At 70.0% G+C, this 16,504-nt stretch carries 19 protein-coding genes; 13 read left to right on the top strand and 6 right to left on the bottom strand.

Annotated features, from left to right (window positions below):
• The first annotated feature begins 2 nt into the window (after nucleotides 1–2).
• The 5 genes from ACYVF6_RS20245 to ccsB are packed head-to-tail and all read left to right on the top strand — an operon-like array spanning nucleotide 3 to nucleotide 4,759.
• Nucleotides 3–647, top strand: coding sequence for a histidine phosphatase family protein (locus tag ACYVF6_RS20245; RefSeq protein ID WP_460523558.1), 645 nt, complete (start codon nucleotides 3–5; stop codon nucleotides 645–647).
• Nucleotides 647–1,261, top strand: coding sequence for a TlpA family protein disulfide reductase (locus ACYVF6_RS20240; protein WP_460523556.1), 615 nt, complete (start codon nucleotides 647–649; stop codon nucleotides 1,259–1,261). Before ACYVF6_RS20245 ends, ACYVF6_RS20240 begins: the two co-directional genes overlap by 1 nt.
• A 22-nt stretch (nucleotides 1,262–1,283) precedes the next feature.
• Nucleotides 1,284–2,051 (top strand): cytochrome c biogenesis CcdA family protein, encoded by a 768-nt coding sequence (locus ACYVF6_RS20235; RefSeq protein ID WP_460523553.1) that lies wholly within the window; start codon nucleotides 1,284–1,286, stop codon nucleotides 2,049–2,051.
• 3 nt (nucleotides 2,052–2,054) lie between these two features.
• Nucleotides 2,055–3,707, top strand: coding sequence for a cytochrome c biogenesis protein ResB (gene resB, locus ACYVF6_RS20230; protein WP_460523551.1), 1,653 nt, complete (start codon nucleotides 2,055–2,057; stop codon nucleotides 3,705–3,707).
• The gene (gene ccsB, locus ACYVF6_RS20225) at nucleotides 3,704–4,759 is read left to right on the top strand and encodes a cytochrome C assembly family protein (protein ID WP_460523549.1); all 1,056 of its coding nucleotides are present in this window, start codon (nucleotides 3,704–3,706) and stop codon (nucleotides 4,757–4,759) included. Before resB ends, ccsB begins: the two co-directional genes overlap by 4 nt.
• Here ccsB and ACYVF6_RS20220 read toward each other — a convergent pair.
• The 3 genes from ACYVF6_RS20220 to ACYVF6_RS20210 all read right to left on the bottom strand — a co-directional run bounded on the left by ACYVF6_RS20220 (nucleotide 4,756) and on the right by ACYVF6_RS20210 (nucleotide 6,681).
• Nucleotides 4,756–5,913: an aminoglycoside phosphotransferase family protein gene (locus ACYVF6_RS20220; protein ID WP_460523547.1), complete on the bottom strand. Its 1,158-nt coding sequence runs from the start codon at nucleotides 5,911–5,913 to the stop codon at nucleotides 4,756–4,758. The genes ccsB and ACYVF6_RS20220 overlap by 4 nt on opposite strands.
• A gap of 125 nt (nucleotides 5,914–6,038) precedes the next feature.
• Complete coding sequence (locus ACYVF6_RS20215; RefSeq protein WP_460523545.1) at nucleotides 6,039–6,431, bottom strand: PLD nuclease N-terminal domain-containing protein; 393 nt, start codon at nucleotides 6,429–6,431, stop codon at nucleotides 6,039–6,041.
• A 70-nt stretch (nucleotides 6,432–6,501) separates the two neighbouring features.
• A complete protein-coding gene (locus ACYVF6_RS20210; RefSeq protein ID WP_460523543.1) occupies nucleotides 6,502–6,681 on the bottom strand; it encodes a hypothetical protein in 180 nt (59 codons plus the stop codon).
• A 110-nt stretch (nucleotides 6,682–6,791) separates the two neighbouring features.
• Here ACYVF6_RS20210 and ACYVF6_RS20205 point away from each other — a divergent pair, with 110 nt between their 5' ends.
• A complete protein-coding gene (locus ACYVF6_RS20205; RefSeq protein WP_460523541.1) occupies nucleotides 6,792–7,247 on the top strand; it encodes an Lrp/AsnC family transcriptional regulator in 456 nt (151 codons plus the stop codon).
• Here ACYVF6_RS20205 and ACYVF6_RS20200 read toward each other — a convergent pair.
• On the bottom strand, nucleotides 7,244–8,416 hold the full coding sequence (locus ACYVF6_RS20200; protein WP_460523539.1) for an MFS transporter: 1,173 nt from the start codon (nucleotides 8,414–8,416) through the stop codon (nucleotides 7,244–7,246). The two genes, ACYVF6_RS20205 and ACYVF6_RS20200, sit on opposite strands and share 4 nt — an antisense overlap.
• Nucleotides 8,417–8,506: 90 nt before the next feature.
• Between ACYVF6_RS20200 and ACYVF6_RS20195 the strand changes: the two genes are divergently transcribed.
• Genes ACYVF6_RS20195 through ACYVF6_RS20180 form a run of 4 tightly spaced genes read left to right on the top strand, consistent with a single transcriptional unit; the run spans nucleotide 8,507 to nucleotide 10,797 of the window.
• Nucleotides 8,507–8,869: a winged helix-turn-helix transcriptional regulator gene (locus ACYVF6_RS20195; protein ID WP_460523537.1), complete on the top strand. Its 363-nt coding sequence runs from the start codon at nucleotides 8,507–8,509 to the stop codon at nucleotides 8,867–8,869.
• 11 nt (nucleotides 8,870–8,880) lie between these two features.
• Complete coding sequence (locus tag ACYVF6_RS20190) at nucleotides 8,881–9,834, top strand: threonine ammonia-lyase (protein WP_460523534.1); 954 nt, start codon at nucleotides 8,881–8,883, stop codon at nucleotides 9,832–9,834.
• A gap of 17 nt (nucleotides 9,835–9,851) precedes the next feature.
• The gene (locus ACYVF6_RS20185; protein WP_460523532.1) at nucleotides 9,852–10,103 is read left to right on the top strand and encodes a DUF4229 domain-containing protein; all 252 of its coding nucleotides are present in this window, start codon (nucleotides 9,852–9,854) and stop codon (nucleotides 10,101–10,103) included.
• A gap of 34 nt (nucleotides 10,104–10,137) precedes the next feature.
• Nucleotides 10,138–10,797: a hypothetical protein gene (locus tag ACYVF6_RS20180; RefSeq protein ID WP_460523530.1), complete on the top strand. Its 660-nt coding sequence runs from the start codon at nucleotides 10,138–10,140 to the stop codon at nucleotides 10,795–10,797.
• Nucleotides 10,798–10,818: 21 nt separating this feature from the next.
• Here the strand turns inward: ACYVF6_RS20180 and ACYVF6_RS20175 are convergent, their stop codons facing one another.
• A complete protein-coding gene (locus ACYVF6_RS20175) occupies nucleotides 10,819–12,048 on the bottom strand; it encodes a rhamnogalacturonan acetylesterase (protein WP_460523528.1) in 1,230 nt (409 codons plus the stop codon).
• 224 nt (nucleotides 12,049–12,272) lie between these two features.
• Here ACYVF6_RS20175 and cds1 point away from each other — a divergent pair, with 224 nt between their 5' ends.
• Both cds1 and ACYVF6_RS20165 read left to right on the top strand, forming a co-directional pair.
• Nucleotides 12,273–13,370: a PLP-dependent cysteine synthase family protein gene (gene cds1, locus ACYVF6_RS20170; protein ID WP_460523526.1), complete on the top strand. Its 1,098-nt coding sequence runs from the start codon at nucleotides 12,273–12,275 to the stop codon at nucleotides 13,368–13,370.
• Nucleotides 13,371–13,407: 37 nt separating this feature from the next.
• A complete protein-coding gene (locus tag ACYVF6_RS20165; protein WP_460523524.1) occupies nucleotides 13,408–14,478 on the top strand; it encodes a MalY/PatB family protein in 1,071 nt (356 codons plus the stop codon).
• A 57-nt stretch (nucleotides 14,479–14,535) separates the two neighbouring features.
• Here the strand turns inward: ACYVF6_RS20165 and ACYVF6_RS20160 are convergent, their stop codons facing one another.
• Nucleotides 14,536–15,408: a 1,4-dihydroxy-2-naphthoate polyprenyltransferase gene (locus ACYVF6_RS20160; protein WP_460523702.1), complete on the bottom strand. Its 873-nt coding sequence runs from the start codon at nucleotides 15,406–15,408 to the stop codon at nucleotides 14,536–14,538.
• Nucleotides 15,409–15,553: 145 nt separating this feature from the next.
• On the opposite strand from ACYVF6_RS20160, the gene ACYVF6_RS20155 reads away from it, so the two are divergent.
• Nucleotides 15,554–16,489, top strand: coding sequence for an LLM class flavin-dependent oxidoreductase (locus ACYVF6_RS20155; RefSeq protein ID WP_460523522.1), 936 nt, complete (start codon nucleotides 15,554–15,556; stop codon nucleotides 16,487–16,489).
• Nucleotides 16,490–16,504 lie beyond the last annotated feature (15 nt).

Genomic DNA, 16,504 nt, shown 5'->3' with positions numbered 1-16,504 from the left:
CCGTGAAGACGATCGTGCATCTGCTCCGGCATGGTGAAGTCGACAACCCCGCCAAGATCCTCTACGGCCGGCTCCCCGGCTACCACCTGTCGCCGCTGGGCCGCAAGATGGCCGAACGGATCGCCGAGTCGGTCGTCGACCGCAAGATCGTCCACCTCGGTGCCTCGCCGCTCGAACGTGCCCAGGAGACCGCGCTGCCGATCGCGACGACGTTCGGCATGCCGGTCGCCACCGACGATCGGCTGATCGAGGCGGCCAACCTCTTCGAGGGCCAGAAGTTCGGCCTCGGCGACGGCGCGCTGCGCCATCCGGGCGCTTGGTGGCACTTGCGCAACCCGCTGCGCCCGTCGTGGGGCGAGCCCTACCGCGACATCGTCGTGCGCATGCTGGCCGCGATGGGTGACGCGCGCAAGGCAGCCGAGGGCCGCGAGGCGTTGCTGGTCTCACACCAGCTGCCGATCTGGACCGTGCGTTCCTACGTCGAGGGCCGCCGGCTGTGGCACGACCCGCGCAAGCGGGAGTGCACCCTGGCCAGCCTGACGTCCTTCGTCTACGACGGCGACCGGATCGTCTCGGTCGAATACTCCGAGCCGGCCGGCGACCTGCTGCCCGTTCAGGTGTCGAAGAAGTTTGTCGCAGGGGCGTGATGAGGCTTCCAGCCAACGGTCGTCTGTCTCGTCTGGGCAAGCTCGCCCTTCTTCTGCCCCTCGCCGCCGCCCTGCTCGCAGCCGGCTGCAGTGGCAACGGCGGCGCGCCCGACCAGAGCTCGAACGGCGATGTCCGGTACGTCTCCGGCAGTGGTGTCACCACGATCCCGCCGGGCGAGCGCAAGGCCGCGCCCGAGCTGAAGGGCAGGACGCTCGACGGCAAGCCGCTCGACCTCGCGGCCTACAAGGGCAAGGTCGTCGTACTCAACGTCTGGGGCTCGTGGTGCCCGCCCTGCCGCAAGGAGGCTCCCGACCTCGTGGAGGCGAGCCAGGCGCTCGAACGTCGTGGGGTCGCGGTCGTCGGCATCAACACCCGCGACGCGACGGTCGAGCCCGCGCAGGCGTTCGTCCGGCGTTACAAGGTGCCCTATCCCAGCGTCTTCGACCCCAACGGTGAGCAGCTGCTGGGCTTCCGGAGCATCATCCCGCCCAGCGCGATCCCCAGTACCGTCGTGATCGACGCGGAGGGACGCGTGGCGGCGATGATCCTCGGCCCGGTGACCAAGACCACAGTGACGCAGCTCGCGCTCGACGTTGTGGGGCTCGGGCAATAGCGCGATGCCAGTGATGCCAGTGATGAGTACTGCCGCCACCGGCGTCGCCGACGGCTTCGCCCAGACCGCGTTACAGGGCTCGCTGTTCCTCGCGATTCCGGTCGCGTTGGTAGCGGGGCTGGTCTCGTTCCTGTCCCCCTGCGTGCTGCCGCTCGTGCCGGGCTACCTGTCGTACGTCACCGGGCTGTCCGGTGCTGACCTGGAGTCGGGCCGGAAGGGGCGGATGCTCGCCGGAGCGGCGTTGTTCGTGGCCGGCTTCTCGCTGGTGTTCGTCTCCGCGGGCGCGATGTTCGGCGCGATCGGCAGCTTCTTCGTGCTGCACGCCGACCTGCTGATGCGGGTGTTCGGGGTGGTCGCGATCGTGCTGGGGCTGGCGTTCATCGGCCTGATCCCCTGGCTGCAAAGGGATGTCCGCATCCACCGGGTTCCGGCGGTCGGACTGGGCGCGGCGCCGCTGCTCGGCGTGACGTTCGGTCTCGGCTGGACGCCGTGCATCGGGCCGACGCTCGGTGTGGTCATGACGCTGGCCGCGAACGAGGGTACGGCCGGTCGTGGTGCGCTGCTCACGCTGGCGTACGCGCTCGGCCTCGGCATCCCGTTCGTCCTTGTGGCGCTGGGTTTCCGGCGCATGCTGGGCGCGCTCGGCTGGGTGCGCCGGCATCAGGCATGGGTGACGCGATCCGGCGGCATCCTGCTGGTTACGGTGGGGGTGCTGCTCGTAACGGGGTTGTGGAACGACCTGATCTGGCCGCTACGCGAGTGGATCACCGGCTTCGAGACGGCGGTATGACGCGTGACACAGACCGACGAGACCACCAAGGCCGGCAAAGCCGGCAAGGCCGGCAAAGCTGCCGAGGCTGCCGAGCCGGACCAGCCGGGCACGACCAAGCCGGCGCCGCCGCGACCGCCGGCGCCGCCGATCGGTGTGCTCGGTATGGCGCGCTGGGCCTGGCGGCAGCTGACCTCGATGCGCACCGCGCTGCTGCTGCTCTTCCTGCTGGCGCTGGCGTCCGTGCCCGGCTCGGTGATTCCGCAGCGGCGGGTCAACCCCGTCGAGGTGATGGACTACATCAAGCAGAACCCCACGCTGGGCGCGGTCTACGACAAGCTGGGCCTGTTCGACGTGTTCGGCTCGGCGTGGTTCGCCGGCATCTACATGCTGCTGCTGGTCTCGCTGCTCGGTTGCATCGTCCCGCGGACGGTCCAGCACTGGCGCGCGATGCGGGCCCGCCCGCCGGCGGCCCCGCGTAACTTCCAGCGGCTGCCGGAGCATCGCGAGTGGACCACCGACGAGTCACCGGAAGCCGTGCTGGCCAAGGCGAAGCAGGTGCTGCGAGGCCGGCGCTACCGCGTCGTCGACGACAGGTCCTCGTTGGCCGCCGAGCGCGGCTACCTCCGCGAGGCCGGCAACCTGCTCTTCCACGTCGCGATCGTGGGCGTGTTGATCGGCATCGCGATCGGTAGCCTGTTCGGCTTCAAGGGCACGGCGCTGGTCGTGGTCGGGAACGGCTTCGCCAACACCGTCACGCAGTACGACGGGTTCCAGAGCGGACGGTTCTTCTCCGAGAGCCAGCTGCCGCCGTTCGCGCTTTCCGTGAAGAAGTTCGACGTGAAGTTCGAGACCGAGGGCGAGAGCCGCGGCCAGGCCCGGGTGTTCGACGCGCTGCTGTCCTACACCGAGGAGCCGGGCGACACCCCCAAGCCGTACCACCTGAAGCTCAACCACCCGCTGGACGTCGACGGCTCGCTGGTGCACCTGATCGGGCACGGCTACGCGCCACGCTTCACCATCCGCGACGGCAACGGGCATGTGGCGTTTTCCGGGCCGGTGCCGTTCCTGCCGCAGGACGGCAACTTCGCCTCGTCGGGCGTGGTGAAGGCGCCGGACGCGCTGCCCGAGCAGCTCGGGCTGCAGGGGTTCTTCCTGCCGACGGCGGTGCTCGACCCGAAGAGCGGGCCGATCTCGGTGTTCCCGGACGCGCTGGCTCCCTCGGTGTTCCTCACGGCGTACAAGGGCGACCTCGGCATGGACGCCGGTGCGCCGCAGTCGGTCTACCGGCTCGAGACCGGCAAGCTGACGCAGCTGCGCTCGGCGAACGGTGACGCGTACCGGATCGCGCTGGAGCCGGGGGAGAAGGCCGAGCTGCCCGGCGGGGTCGGCACGGTGACGTTCGACGGGTACAGCCGCTGGGTCAACCTTCAGGTCAGCCGGAACCCCGGCGCTCCGGTCGTTCTGGTGGCGGCCATCCTCGCGCTCGGCGGGCTGCTACTATCGCTTGTAGTACGTCGGCGGCGAGCCTGGGTGCGCGTGACCCAGGACGGTGAACGTACCGTTGTCGCGGTCGCCGGACTGGACAAGACCGAGGGTGGCGACCTGACCGCCGAGATCGAAGAGATCACCACCGGGCTCGGGCGGAAGGCCGCCGCGGAGGAGGCTTCGAAGTGAACACGTTGCTGGCCGGCTGGTCGGACAACTTCATGTACGCCGCGACGGCGGTGTTCGTGCTCGCGTTCCTGGCGCACGCGGGGGAGTGGGCGTTCACGCGCGAACGGCGGACGGCGCAGGTCGCGGCCACGAAGGTCCGGGCCATGCAGGCCAAGGTCGCCGCGAGTGTGGGTGCCGGAGCCCCGGCCGATCCGATCGCCGACTCCATCGCGAGTTCGGACACGGCTACGGTCGCGGGGTCGGCTGAGGAACCCGATCCGGAGGCCAAGGCGGCCTGGAACCAGCAGTACCGCGTCGACCAGTTCTCGCGGATCGGCATCGGGCTCACGATCCTCGGCACGTTGCTGCTCGGGCTCGGCGTGGTCTGCCGCGGCTTCGCGGCCGGCCGGGTGCCGTGGAGCAACATGTACGAGTTCGCGACGACCGGCACGTTCATCATCGCGCTGGCCTACGTCGTGCTGATGCCGCGCTTCAAGTTCACCTGGCTGGGCCTGCCGTTGACCGGGTTCGCGCTCGTGGTGATGGGGATCTCGCTGGTCTGGCTCTACACGCCGGTGGCCGGGCTGATCCCGGCGCTGCAGTCGTACTGGCTGGTGATCCACGTGTCGGCTGCCGTGACGGCGACCGGCGTGTTCACGATCGGCGCGCTGACGAGTGTGCTCCAGCTCGTGAAGGCACGGTACGAACGCAGGCTGATCGCCGGTAAGGCCGAGGCCGGCTCCGGCTACCTCTCGCGGCTGCCCTCGGCCGAGGCGATCGACCGGGTGGCGTACCGCCTGCACGCGTTCGCGTTCCCGATCTGGACGTTCGCGCTGATCGCGGGCGCGATCTGGGCGGCCGAGGCATGGGGCCGCTACTGGGGCTGGGACCCCAAGGAGACCTGGATGTTCATCACCTGGGTCAGCTACGCCGCGTACCTCCACGCGCGCTCGACGGCCGGCTGGCGGAACAAGGTCTCGTGGGTGTCGCTGGTGGCGTACGGCGCGCTGCTGTTCAACCTGATCGGTGTGAACGTGTTCCTTTCCGGCCTGCACTCGTACGCCGGTATTTAGGTCCTGCTGAACGCGGGATAGAGCGGAAGCGGCTCGACCGGGCCCCAGGCCTGGCGGGCCGCTTCTTTGATCCGGGCGGCGAGGCTGCCGAGCGGGGCGAGCTCCGGCTGCCGGCTCGTCGTCCTGGCCAGCTCGTCGAGGCGGAGCAGCACCATCTGGCGCCTGGACGGGATGTGGAAGTCCTTCTCCTCGAAGTACGCGGTCTCGGCGCCGCCTGGCTGGGTCGCGCGGTCGATGTGCCAGGAGAGGTTGACGAGTGCGAGGTAGGCCTCGGCGGCGGCCAGTCCACTGTCGAAGCCTTCGCGGGTGAGCTCGGGGCGCTCGGCGAGCAGGCGGTCGCGGTAGTGCGCGACCAGCTCGGCGTCGAGCCCTTCGGGGAAGCGGCGCAGGCACCAGCAGGTCGGCATCGTGGTGCGGACGTAGGCGAGATCGATCAGCGCGTGGCGTACGTGACAGAACTCCAGGTCGAACAGCCGCACCCTGCCGTCGGCGGCGACCTGGTTGTTGTCGGGACAGCAGTCGTTGACGGTGAACGCGTGCCAGGAGCTGTCCGCCTCGAGGACGGCGGCGATCCACTGCTTGGCGGGCTCGGCTTGGCTCGGGTCGAGGGTCTTGTCCAGCTCGGCGAGCCGTTCGGTCAGCAGCTCCCACGTCTTGCCGAGGGTCTGCGTCATGCCTCCGTCGTCCTCGGACAGGCTCGCGCGCAGCTTGGCGTACTCCTCCCCGCGCCCGAACGTCGGCAGGTGCACCCCGAGCAGCGCGTCGACGTAGCCGAACATCGCTCGCCGGGCCGTCTGGGCGTCGCTGTGTAGCAGGACGTCGGCGAGGCTGTGCTCGGCGCCGAAGTCCTCGATCAGGACCAGCCCGAGCTCCCGGTCGCCGCCCTGAAACCCGGGGACGACGCTCGGTGGCCGGGGTAGCCCGGAGAGGAACGCGAGGCCGGCGTACTCGTTGCACCACAGCGCCCGGTTGTCGCCGGCGAGCTTGACGATCGTGCTGCCGACCGGTGCACCGGCGAGCTGGAGCCGGGCCACCTTGGACCGTCCGTCCCGGATCAGGTCCTGCCCGATCACCTGGACGGGCGTCTTGAAATGCGCGCTGAGCGCGGCAGCAGCGGACTCGATCACCTGGCCGGACAGGGCCTCATCGTTCATTGCCAGAAGCTAGAGCCAGCTGGGGGCAGCGGTCAACCAGATTGGCGAGATAGGCGGTGGTGGTCTCTTGCCAGCCCCAGGTGCAGCCGAGGAGTCCCCGCGGTGACGATGGGCGCGGGCAGGCGTCAGCCGGACTTGCCGTCGCTGTCGCCGTCTGAGGGGGTGTCGTCGGTGCCGAGTTCGCGTTCGCGGCGTTCGAGCTCGGCTTGCCATTTCTGCAGGCGTTCGCGTTCGCTGGCCTGCTGCTTGCGCTCCAGGTCGGCCAGGAAGGCCGGGTCGTCGTCGGGGGCGAGGGGAGGGGTGGAGGTGTGCGGCAGCGGGCGGGGCGGCGCGTCGTTCTTCGGCCGGCCGGCGAACAGCCAGGCGATCGGGCCGAGGATGGGGAAGAACAGGATGATGAAGACCCAGGCCCATTTGGGCAGGATGCGAACCTCTTCGCCGGCCCGCGTCATGCCGAGGTCGATCAGGCAGAAGATCGCGAGCGCGATCGTGATGATGGCGGGTAGTGCCCGAGTCATGTGTATGAGGGTAGAACGACCGCGGCCGATCAGGCGACCGGCCGCGGACTTGGGAGGTTACGGATCGATGTCAGCCGGCGCGACGGCGGAGCCGGCGCACGCGGCGCAGGAGGCGGGTGTGCTCGCCGTTGAGCGCGCGGAACACCGAGCCTTCGGACTGGGTCGGGACGCGAGGACCGCTCGCCAAGGAGTTCATGCCGAGCGAGGGGAGCTGGCGGACCGTGGTGAACTCAATGGATCCAAGGTGCATCTGTGGTGTCGAACCTCTTCTTAGCTAGTGTCTTAGTCTTTGTACCTACGATCTTAAGGCAAGCGGACCAGATTGCCTAACGAATTACCGATGACTTCTGGAGGTCGTCTATGGATGAGGTCGACGCCCGGCTGGTGGCGGCCCTGCGGGACAACGCCCGCGCCTCGTACGCCGAGCTCGGCCGGCTGGTCGGACTGTCCGGGCCGAGCGTTCAGGAGCGGGTCCGCCGGCTGGAGGACAAGCAGGTCATCACCGGCTACCACGCCGGGATACGCCCGTCCGCACTCGACCTGAACGTCACCGCGTTCATCGGCCTGCTGCTGTCCGACGGCGCAGACCAGGGCGCGGTGGTCGCCAGGCTGGAGCAGGTCGAGCCGATCGAGGACTGCTGGTACATCGCCGGCGACGAGTCCTACCTCGTCAAGGTCCGCGTGCCGGGCGTCGAGGCGCTGGAGGACCTGCTCGGCCGCCTGCTCCGCATCGACGGCATCGCGCGGACGCGGACCACGCTCGTGCTGTCGACCAAGTGGGAGGGCCGGCTACCCGGCGCCGCTCCCGACGTCTAGCCGTACGCCCGCGTACGAGACCGGCGCAGCGCGGTGTACCCGACCGCGAGCCCGGCCAGTGTCAGCGCGCCGCCGATGAGCGGGAGCGTCGCCAGCCCTGGCCCGCTCCCGATCACCCAGCCGCCCAGCCAGCCCCCGAACGCGGCCGCGAGCTGGAAGCCCGAGGCGTTGATCGCCAGTGCCAGCGTGGGCGCCGCGCTCGCCGTGGTCACCACGTACGCCTGCATGCCGGGGATGATCGCGAACGCCAGCAGGCCGGTCGCGAACGTCAGCACCGCCGCCAGTGCGGGCACGCCACCAAGGGCCCAGAACAGCCCGAGTACGCAGGCCAGCGCGGCGAGCAGCCCGATCACCGCCGGCAGCAACGCCCGGTCGGCCAGCCGGCCGCCGAGGAAATTGCCGGTCACGCCGCCCGCGCCGTACGCCAGCAGCAGCCACGGCACCGCGCCGGCGCCGAAGCCGCTCACCGACGTGAGCAGCGGCGTGATGTAGGTGAAGACCATCACGACGCCGAGGTTGCCGAGCGCGGTCAGCGCGATCGCGAGCTGGAGGTCGCGGCCGGCCAGCACACGCAGCTCGCCGGCGACGCCGCGCTCGTCCGGGCCTACTCCGCGACGACCGCCCGAGCCGGGCTGGTCCGGCACGTACCGCAGCACCAGCGGTAGCGCCGCCAGGCTGATCACGGCGACCGTCACGAACGTCGCCCGCCAGCCGAGGTGCTGGCCGATGAACGTGCCGAGCGGCGTACCGAGCACGATGCCGAGGTTGAGGCCGAGCGTGAGCCGCGCCACCGCCGACGACTCGCGGCCCTCGGGCGCCGTCGACACCGCGGTCGCGATCGCGACCGCGAAGAACGTGGCGACGACCAGCCCGGAGACGAACCGCGCGGCCAGCAGCGTCACGTACCCGGGCGCGACCGCCGACCCCAGGTTGCCGGCGACCGAGACCGCGATCAGCCCGATCACGAGCGGCTTACGTCCGACCCGCGCGGTCGCGACCGTGACCACCGGACCGCCGACGATCATGCCGAACGCGTACGCGGTCACCAGCAGCCCGGCAGCCGGGATCGAGACCGTGAGCCCGGCCGCGACGTCCGGGAGGATCCCCGCGATCACGAACTCGCCGGTGGTGAAGCCGAAGACGACTAGGAGCAAGGAGAAAACAGGCACCGGGCCATCGTCAGGGCTAGGCTTTCCAGCAGACAAGTACCGACTAATTAGTGGGGTACTTACCCAATGGTGAGCATGGAGGTGAGTAGTATGGCGGCGAACGAGCGCCAGACGTTCGTGTGCGGCCTGGACGCCGCGATCGACGTGGTGGGCGGCAAGTGGAAGGTGCTGATCCTCTGGGAGCTCGGGCTCGGCACCAAGCGGTTCAGCGAGCTCCGGCGCGCGCTCGACGGCGTCAGCGAGAAGATGCTGATCCAGCACCTCCGCGAGCTCGAGCGCGACGAGGTGGTGCATCGCGAGGTTCATCACGTCGTGCCACCCAAGGTGGAGTACTCCCTGACCGCCTACGGCACGGCGCTCAACCAGGCGCTCGCCCCGCTCGGCGCCTGGGGCTGCGAGCACAAGGAACGCCTCGAAGCCGTCCGCAACGCCAACGTGGCATGCGCGTCCTAGAGTCGTAAGGCGTGGAACTGATCGGGATCGACGACGTACGGCAGGCCGCTCAGCGGATCGAGGGCAAGGTCGTCCGCACCCCCTTGGTGCCGACGCTCTGGGGCGTTGACGAGCGCCCGCTGTGGCTGAAGCCGGAAAACCTCCAGGTGATCGGCGCGTTCAAGGCCAGAGGCGCGCTGAACGCGATCGGCGCGCTACCCGACGGTGTACGCGCCCGCGGCATCGTCACCCACTCGTCCGGCAACCACGGGCAGGCCGTGGCGTACGCCGCGCGGGCGTTCGGGGTGAAGGCCACGGTCGTGATGCCGGACGCCAGCCCGCAGGTCAAGATGGAGGCCGTCCGGGCGCTGGGCGCCGAGGTCGTGGTCGTCCCCGGCAAGCTGCGCGAGTCGACGTCGAGCGCGCTGGCCGAGGAGCACGGCTACACGCTGATCCCGCCCTACGACCACGACGACGTGATCGCCGGCCAGGGCACGATCGGCCTGGAGATCGCGGCCGACCTGCCGTCGGTCGCCACCGTACTGGCGCCGATCGGAGGCGGCGGGCTGATCTCCGGCCTCGCGACGGCACTCAAGGCGCTGCTGCCGGACGTACGCGTGGTCGGCGTCGAGCCGGCACTCGCAGCCGACGCGGAGGAGAGCTTCCGGCTCGGCCGCCTGGTGGAGTGGCCGATCGAGCAGCGCTACCGCACGATCGCCGACGGCGTACGCACGGCAATCTGCGAGCGGACCTTCGCCCATATCCAGGCCAGGGTCGACGACGTGCTGACGGTGAGCGAGGACGCCATCCGCGAGGCCATGGGGGTAGTGGCCAGGCAGTCGCGGATCGTGGCCGAGCCGTCGGGAGCGCTCGCCGTCGCCGCCTACCGCGAGCACGCCGACATGCTGCCGCCCGGCCCGGTCGTCGCCGTCGTCTCCGGCGGCAATCTCGAGCCGGACCTGCTGGCTTCCGTACTGACTTCCTGACGTACGCTGCCACCATCGTGCACACCCTCGCCAAGTACCTCCTGCTACGGCTCGTCGTCTTCGCGGCGTGCTTCGCGGTGCTGTACCTCCTGTTCGGCAACCTCGCGTCGGGTTGGCTGATCGCGTTGTTGTCGCTGCTGTTCACGTCCGGGCTGTCGTTGCTGCTGCTTCGCAGGCAGGGCGACCAGGCCGGCCAGGCACTGTCGGGCGTCGCACACCGGGTGCGGCGCCGCATCAACGAGTCCAGGAGCAGGGAAGACGTTGACTGACCGGTCGTTTCGTGCGCTGGTTGCAGGTACCACCGTGGCGGCGACGCTGCTGCTGACCGCCGCGTGCGGCAGCGGTGCGGCCCCCACCAAGGGATCGGGCTCCGGGTCGCCGAAGCCGTCGGCTGAGCAGAGCCAGCAGAGCCAGGAAACCCGGCAGCCGGATCAGGTGACCGAGATCCCGGCCAAGCCGCGCCTCACGGCCGAGGGCCGGACGAGCCAGCCGCCGTGGCAGGCCCCGATCGACGCGCAGGCGCGGGTAGCGGCAGCGGGCCTGCCGATGCTGGGCGCCGAGGGTCAGGTGGAGCACATCCACGCCCACCTCGACGTGATCGTGAACGGGGAACCGGTCGAGGTGCCGGCCAACCTCGGCATCGACCTGGTCGGACGGCAGATCAGCCCGTTGCACACCCACGACACCTCCGGCGTGGTGCACATCGAGTCGCCGGTGAAGGTGCCGTTCTCACTGGGCCAGTTCATGACCGAGTGGGACGTGGCGCTGACCGAGACCACGCTCGGTGGGCTGAAGGGGATCGCGGGCAAGCAGTTCCGCGTGTACGTCGACGGCAAGCCCTACTCCGGCAACGCCGCGGCGATCATTCTCCAGGACCACCAGGAGATCGCGCTGGTCTACGGCACGGCCGCCCAGCAGGCCGATCCGCCGAGCACGTTCGACTGGTCCGCCGCGGGCGTCTGACCCCTTGCCGCCCGCCGTGTTCTACGCGGCGGGAAGGATGTCGAGGCCGTTCAGGTGGCCGGTCTCGCCGGAGACGACGAGGTTCAGCACGCCATCGCCGACCGTGACGGTGAAGTCCCGCCAGCTCGCCGTGTTCGAGCTGGGAGCCAGCCGCCCGGTGACGCTGCCTTCCAGCGCGACGTTCGTCCGCGCCGTGCCCGTGGCGTCGCCGGCGTAGACGCGCACCTGGTAGGCGCCGGCCGGTACCTGGGCGCGGAACTCGTACTGGCCGTTGAAGAGCGCCACGAAGTCCCGCTGGATGCCGTTCAGCGCCGTGCCGCGATCACGCTCGATGATGCCGGTGCCGATCAGTCCGTAACCGCGCGCCGACGAGTAGGTCGTGGTCGCCGTGACCGCCTGGTACGACGACGCGACCGGTGTGCCGGCCGGGCCGAAGTCGTAGACGTCGGACACGGTGTCGCGGACGTAGCCCGACAGCGGTACGCCGAGCCCGGAGACGCCACGCGCGACCAGCCGGGCCATCTGCAGGGCGCCGTACTTCTGGAAGTGGGTGTTGTCCGCCGTGCCGTCCGGCCGGTTGGGGTACTCGCCCGGATCGGTGTGCAGGAACACCTCTTTCGCGTAGTCGGGGCCGATCGAGTTCAGGTACGCCCGGCTGGAGGCGGACAGGTCGATGAGCTTGGCGTTCTCTTCCTGGGCCACCGCGATAGCCGCGTTGACGTACTCCGGGAACGAGACGTTGAACTGCCCGGTCGAGGTGTTGTAGGACAGCCGCGAGACCGGCGTGACGATCACCGGAATCGCGCCCTTGGCGCGGGCGCCGCGGATGTAGTCGTTGCGCAGGTATTCCTTGTAGTCGGCGGGCGAGGTGTAGCGCTCCGGGATGTTGATCGAAGCGTCGTTGTGGCCGAACTGCACGAACAGGTAGTCGCCCGGCTGGATCTGGCTGAGGATCGTGGCCAGCCGCCCTTCCTGGATGAACGTTCGTGAGCTCCGTCCGCCGATCGCGCGGTTGGTCACGGTCACGTCGGAGGTGAAGTAGCGGTTGAGCATCTGGCCCCAGCCCGCCTGTGGTTCGTAGGCGGAACTGTAGGTCTGGGCGGTGGAGTCGCTGGCGATGTAGATCGTGGGCCCGGTCGCGGTGGGTCCGAGCTCGGCGGACCGGGCCGCAGCGGCCGGAGCTGTGCCCGTCAGTGCCGCCGAGGCCGCGGTGACCACGGCGACCAGGGCCACCACGGCGGCGGTGCGCATGCTGTTCATCCATCCCTCCAGGTTGCGGAATCCCGGCCGGTAAGCGCTTTCACGTAACGTGTGAAGAGTTGCAACGGTCCTGTTGGCTGTCAACGTCGTTCGACGCCGAGGTGCGACGAGCGGTTACCCGGGACCGGCGAACGGTCAGGGCGTAGTCGAATCGGGCGCGGCCGCCAGGCGACTCGACCCGCTCCGCCGCCCGCTGCGGGAGCTAACCTCGCTGTATGTCATGTACCACCCAGGCCGACCGGGCGTGGTCGTCCGAGGCGATCCGCCGCGTCGAGGCCGACGCCAACCGGAGCGCCGACACGCACCTGCACGTCTACCCCCTGCCGCCCGAGTGGGGGATCGATCTCTACCTCAAGGACGAGTCGGTCCATCCCACGGGCAGCCTGAAGCATCGGCTGGCCCGGTCGCTGTTCCTGTACGCGCTGGCCAACGGCTGGATCCACGAGGATACGACGATCATCGAGGCGTCCAGCGGGTCGACCGCCGTCAGCGAGGCCTACTTCGCGCGCCTGCTCGGCCTCCCGTTCGTCGCCGTGATGCCGGCGAACACCAGCCCGGAGAAGATCGAGCTGATCGAGCTCTACGGCGGCCGTTGCCACCTGGTCGACGACCCCTGTGGCATCTACGCCGAGTCGCACCGGCTGGCGCAGGTCACCAAGGGTCACTTCATGGACCAGTTCACCTACGCCGAGCGGGCGACCGACTGGCGGGGCAACAACAACATCGCCGAGAGCATCTTCGAGCAGCTGTCCGCCGAACGCCATCCGGTGCCGCGCTGGGTCGTCGTCGGGGCCGGTACGGGCGGCACGTCCGCGACGATCGGCCGTTACGTCCGTTACCGAAGGCACGACACCCAGGTGTGCGTCGTCGACCCGGACGGCTCGGCGTTCTTCGCCGGCTGGACGCACGACGACCCGGGTCGCACCGCGTCCGGCTCGCGGATCGAGGGCATCGGGCGGCCGCGGGTCGAGCCCTCGTTCGTGCCGACGGTCGTCGACCGGATGATCCAGGTCCGCGACGGCGCCTCGATCGCTGCGATGCGCCACCTGGCCAAGGTCACCGGACGCAGACCCGGCGGCTCGACCGGCACCAACCTCTGGGGCGCGTTCGCGCTGATCTCGGAGATGATCGCGGCCGGCGAGCAGGGCAGCGTGGTCACGATGATCTGCGACGGTGGCGACCGCTACGCCCACACCTACTACGACGACGCCTGGATCGCCAAGCAGGGCATCGATCTGGCGCAGTACACCGAGATCATCGACCACTTCGGCAAGACCGGCGAATGGAGGACTGCGGGTGACTCATCCGTTTGACGAGATTTCGCTTGCGGACTTACGGAAACGTCGCAGCATGAAGTGGCGCAAGTACGCCCCGGACGTGCTGCCGGCGTGGGTCGCGGAGATGGACTTCCCGCTGGCCGAGCCGATCAAAGCTGTGCTGCACGACATGATCGAACGCGGCGACACCGGCTACGCCGCACCGGGCGGCGTGGAGGCGGCGTTCGCCGAGTTCTCCCAACGTCGGTTCGGTTTCACACCGGACGTGGCGCGCGGCCGGACCGTGCCCGACATCATGCGCGGGATCCTTGTCGCGCTGTACGAGCTGACGCCGCCGGGCAGCGGGATCGCGTTGTTCACGCCGGCCTATCCGCCGTTCTTCGAGGTGATCGGCTACTCCGGCCGCCAGGTGGTGCCCGTCCCGCTGGGCGACCTGGAGCGGCTGGAGGACGCCCTTGCCAGGCAGGACGTTTCGACGCTGCTGCTGTGCAACCCGCACAACCCGACCGGGTCCGTCTACAACCGCGACGAACTGCTCGCGATCGCGGAGATCGCCGGCCGGCACGGCGTCGTGGTGCTGGCCGACGAGGTGCACGGCCCGCTGACCTACGGCGATGCGGTCCACGTTCCGTTCGCGTCGCTCGGCGACCTGGCCGACCGTTCGGTGACGTTCGTGTCGGCGTCGAAGGGCTGGAACCTGCCGGGCCTGAAGTGCGCGGCGGTGTTCGCCTCCAGCGCGGAGACCTGGAAGCCGTTCGCGGACCTGCCGGGCGAGATCGAGGTCGCGGTGAGTCCGCTGGGCATCGCGGCGAACCAGGTCGCGTTCTCCCAGGGAGAGTCGTGGCTTGATGACACGCGCGCCTATCTCGACGGCAACCGCCGGCTGCTCGCCGAGTTGCTGGCCATGCGCCTGCCAGGTGTGCGCTGTGAGGTGCCCGAGGCGACGTACCTCGCCTGGCTCGACTGCCGCGCCCTCGGCCTGGGCGACGATCCGGCGGAAGCCTTCCTGGCAAAGGGAAAGGTCGCGGTCAACGCGGGCCCGACGTTCGGCCCGGGCGGCGAGGGCTTCGTCCGGCTGAACTTCGCCACCTCCCGCGCGATCCTCACCGAGGCAGTGGACCGGATGGCGCGAGCCCTGCCCTGACTCGGGCCTTGAAGTCTCTGAGGTGAACGGGGCGCCGGTCGCCGCCGTCTGCCGATGTCAGTACAGCGCGAGCCCGGTCGCCAGCAGGACGGCGTACGCGAGCTCGGCCAGCCCGGTGTCGCGGAGGACGGGGATCAGCGCGCGGCCCGTACTGCCGCGCAGCATGGTGATCGAGGTGCGGACGGCCAGCGGGGCGCAGATCAGCGCCAGCAGCGTCCACGGGGTCGTCGTGAACGCCAGCACGATCGCGACCACGAACGGCGTGGCAACCAGTAAGACATAGAACAGCCGGCTGCGCCGGTCGCCCATCACGACGGCCAGCGTGCGCTTGCCGACCTCGGCGTCGGTCGGGATGTCGCGGACGTTGTTGGCGACGAGGATCGCGCAGGTGATCGCGCCGATCGCGATCGCGCCGGCGATCGAGGGCCAGATCAGCGTCAGCGTCTGCACGTACGTCGTGCCGATGACCGCGACCAGGCCGAAGAACACGAACACGCTGACCTCGCCGAGCGCGCGGTAGCCGTAGGGCTTCGACCCGCCGGTGTAGAACCACGCGGCCACGATCGACACCGCGCCCACGAGGATCAGCCACCAGGCGGAGGTCAGCGCCAGCACCAGCCCGGCCGCCGCCGCGACCAGGAAGCAGGCGTACGCCGCCAGCTTGACCGCCTTCGGCGACGCAGCGCCGGAGCCCACCAGCCGCAACGGCCCGACACGATCGGCGTCGGTACCGCGGATGCCGTCGGAGTAGTCGTTGGCGTAGTTCGTGCCGACCTGCAGCGCCAGCGAGACGACCAGAGCCAGCACGGCCTTCCAGGCGACGAACGACCCGGCGGCAGCGGCCGCACCGGTGCCGACGAGGACGGGCGAGATCGAGGCGGGCAAGGTGCGCAGGCGCGCGCCCTCCAGCCATTGCGCGGGAGTGGCCACGATCAGGCAGTGTGCCACCTGGCAGAACCTAAATGACCACGGGTGCAAGGTCATTGTCGCTCCGCTGGCGGCCAGATGACCGAGCACCCGTGGTCATTCCCGGCGGGGAATTGCCCGGCGACACCAGGCGCCGGACGATTTCGGCATGAACAACGACGTGGATTTCGGTGTGTTGTTGCCCGCGCGGGAGGCCGCGCTCGGCGGCGGCTGGCGGACGCGGGACCTGATCGACGTGGCCCGCCTGGCCGAGCGGCTCGGCTTCGCCTCCGTGTGGAGCGGCGACTCGATCGCCCGTTCGCGGGTCGCGCCGTTGCCGTTGCTGGGCGCGGTGGCCGCCGTGACCGAGCGGGTACGCCTGGGCACGGCCGCGCTGGTGCCGGCGTACCACCATCCGGTGCCGATGGCCCAGGCGCTGTCCTCGCTCGACCTGCTGTCGGACGGCCGGCTCGTGGTCGGTGTCGGCGCGGGCTTTCCGGGGCGTTCGGAGCGGGAGTTCGACCTGGTGGGCGTGCCGTTCGCGCGGCGCAACGCTCGGCTGGACGACATCGTGGCGTTGTGGCGGCAGCTGTGGACCGACCCGGACGCGACGACGTTCCACGGCAAGGTCCTCCACTACGAGGATCTGCTCGGCGTGACGCCGCCGGCGCAACCCCAGGGCCCGCCGATCTGGCTCGCGGCCGACACGCCGCGGGCCCGCGAGCGGGCGGGCCGGCTGTACGACGGCTGGCTGCCGTACCCGCCCGATCCGGCCGACTACGCGACCGGCCTCGCGGACGTCCGGCAGGCGGCGTCCGAGCGTTCCGTGACTCCCGGCCTCTACCTGACCGCCCTGCTCACGCCATCGGTGGAGGAGGGCCGGGCGGCGCTCTCGACGTACTGCCAGGCCTACTACGGCGCGCCGCTGGAGTACGTCGAGACCGTCCAGGCGCTGGTCGCCGGCCCAGCCGAGCACATCGCGGCCCAGGTCACGCGGTACGCCACCGCCGGCGCGCGGCACGTCATCCTGCGGGTCGGGTCGCTGGACCGCCGGATCCAGCTCGCCCAACTGGAGGCACTGGCCGGACTCCTGGCGAATGCATAAGCATGTGCATTAAAG

It is taken from the genome of Flindersiella endophytica (genome assembly GCF_054779015.1).
Note: the sequence above shows the minus strand (reverse complement) of the source record. Positions and strands in the feature narration are given on the sequence as shown.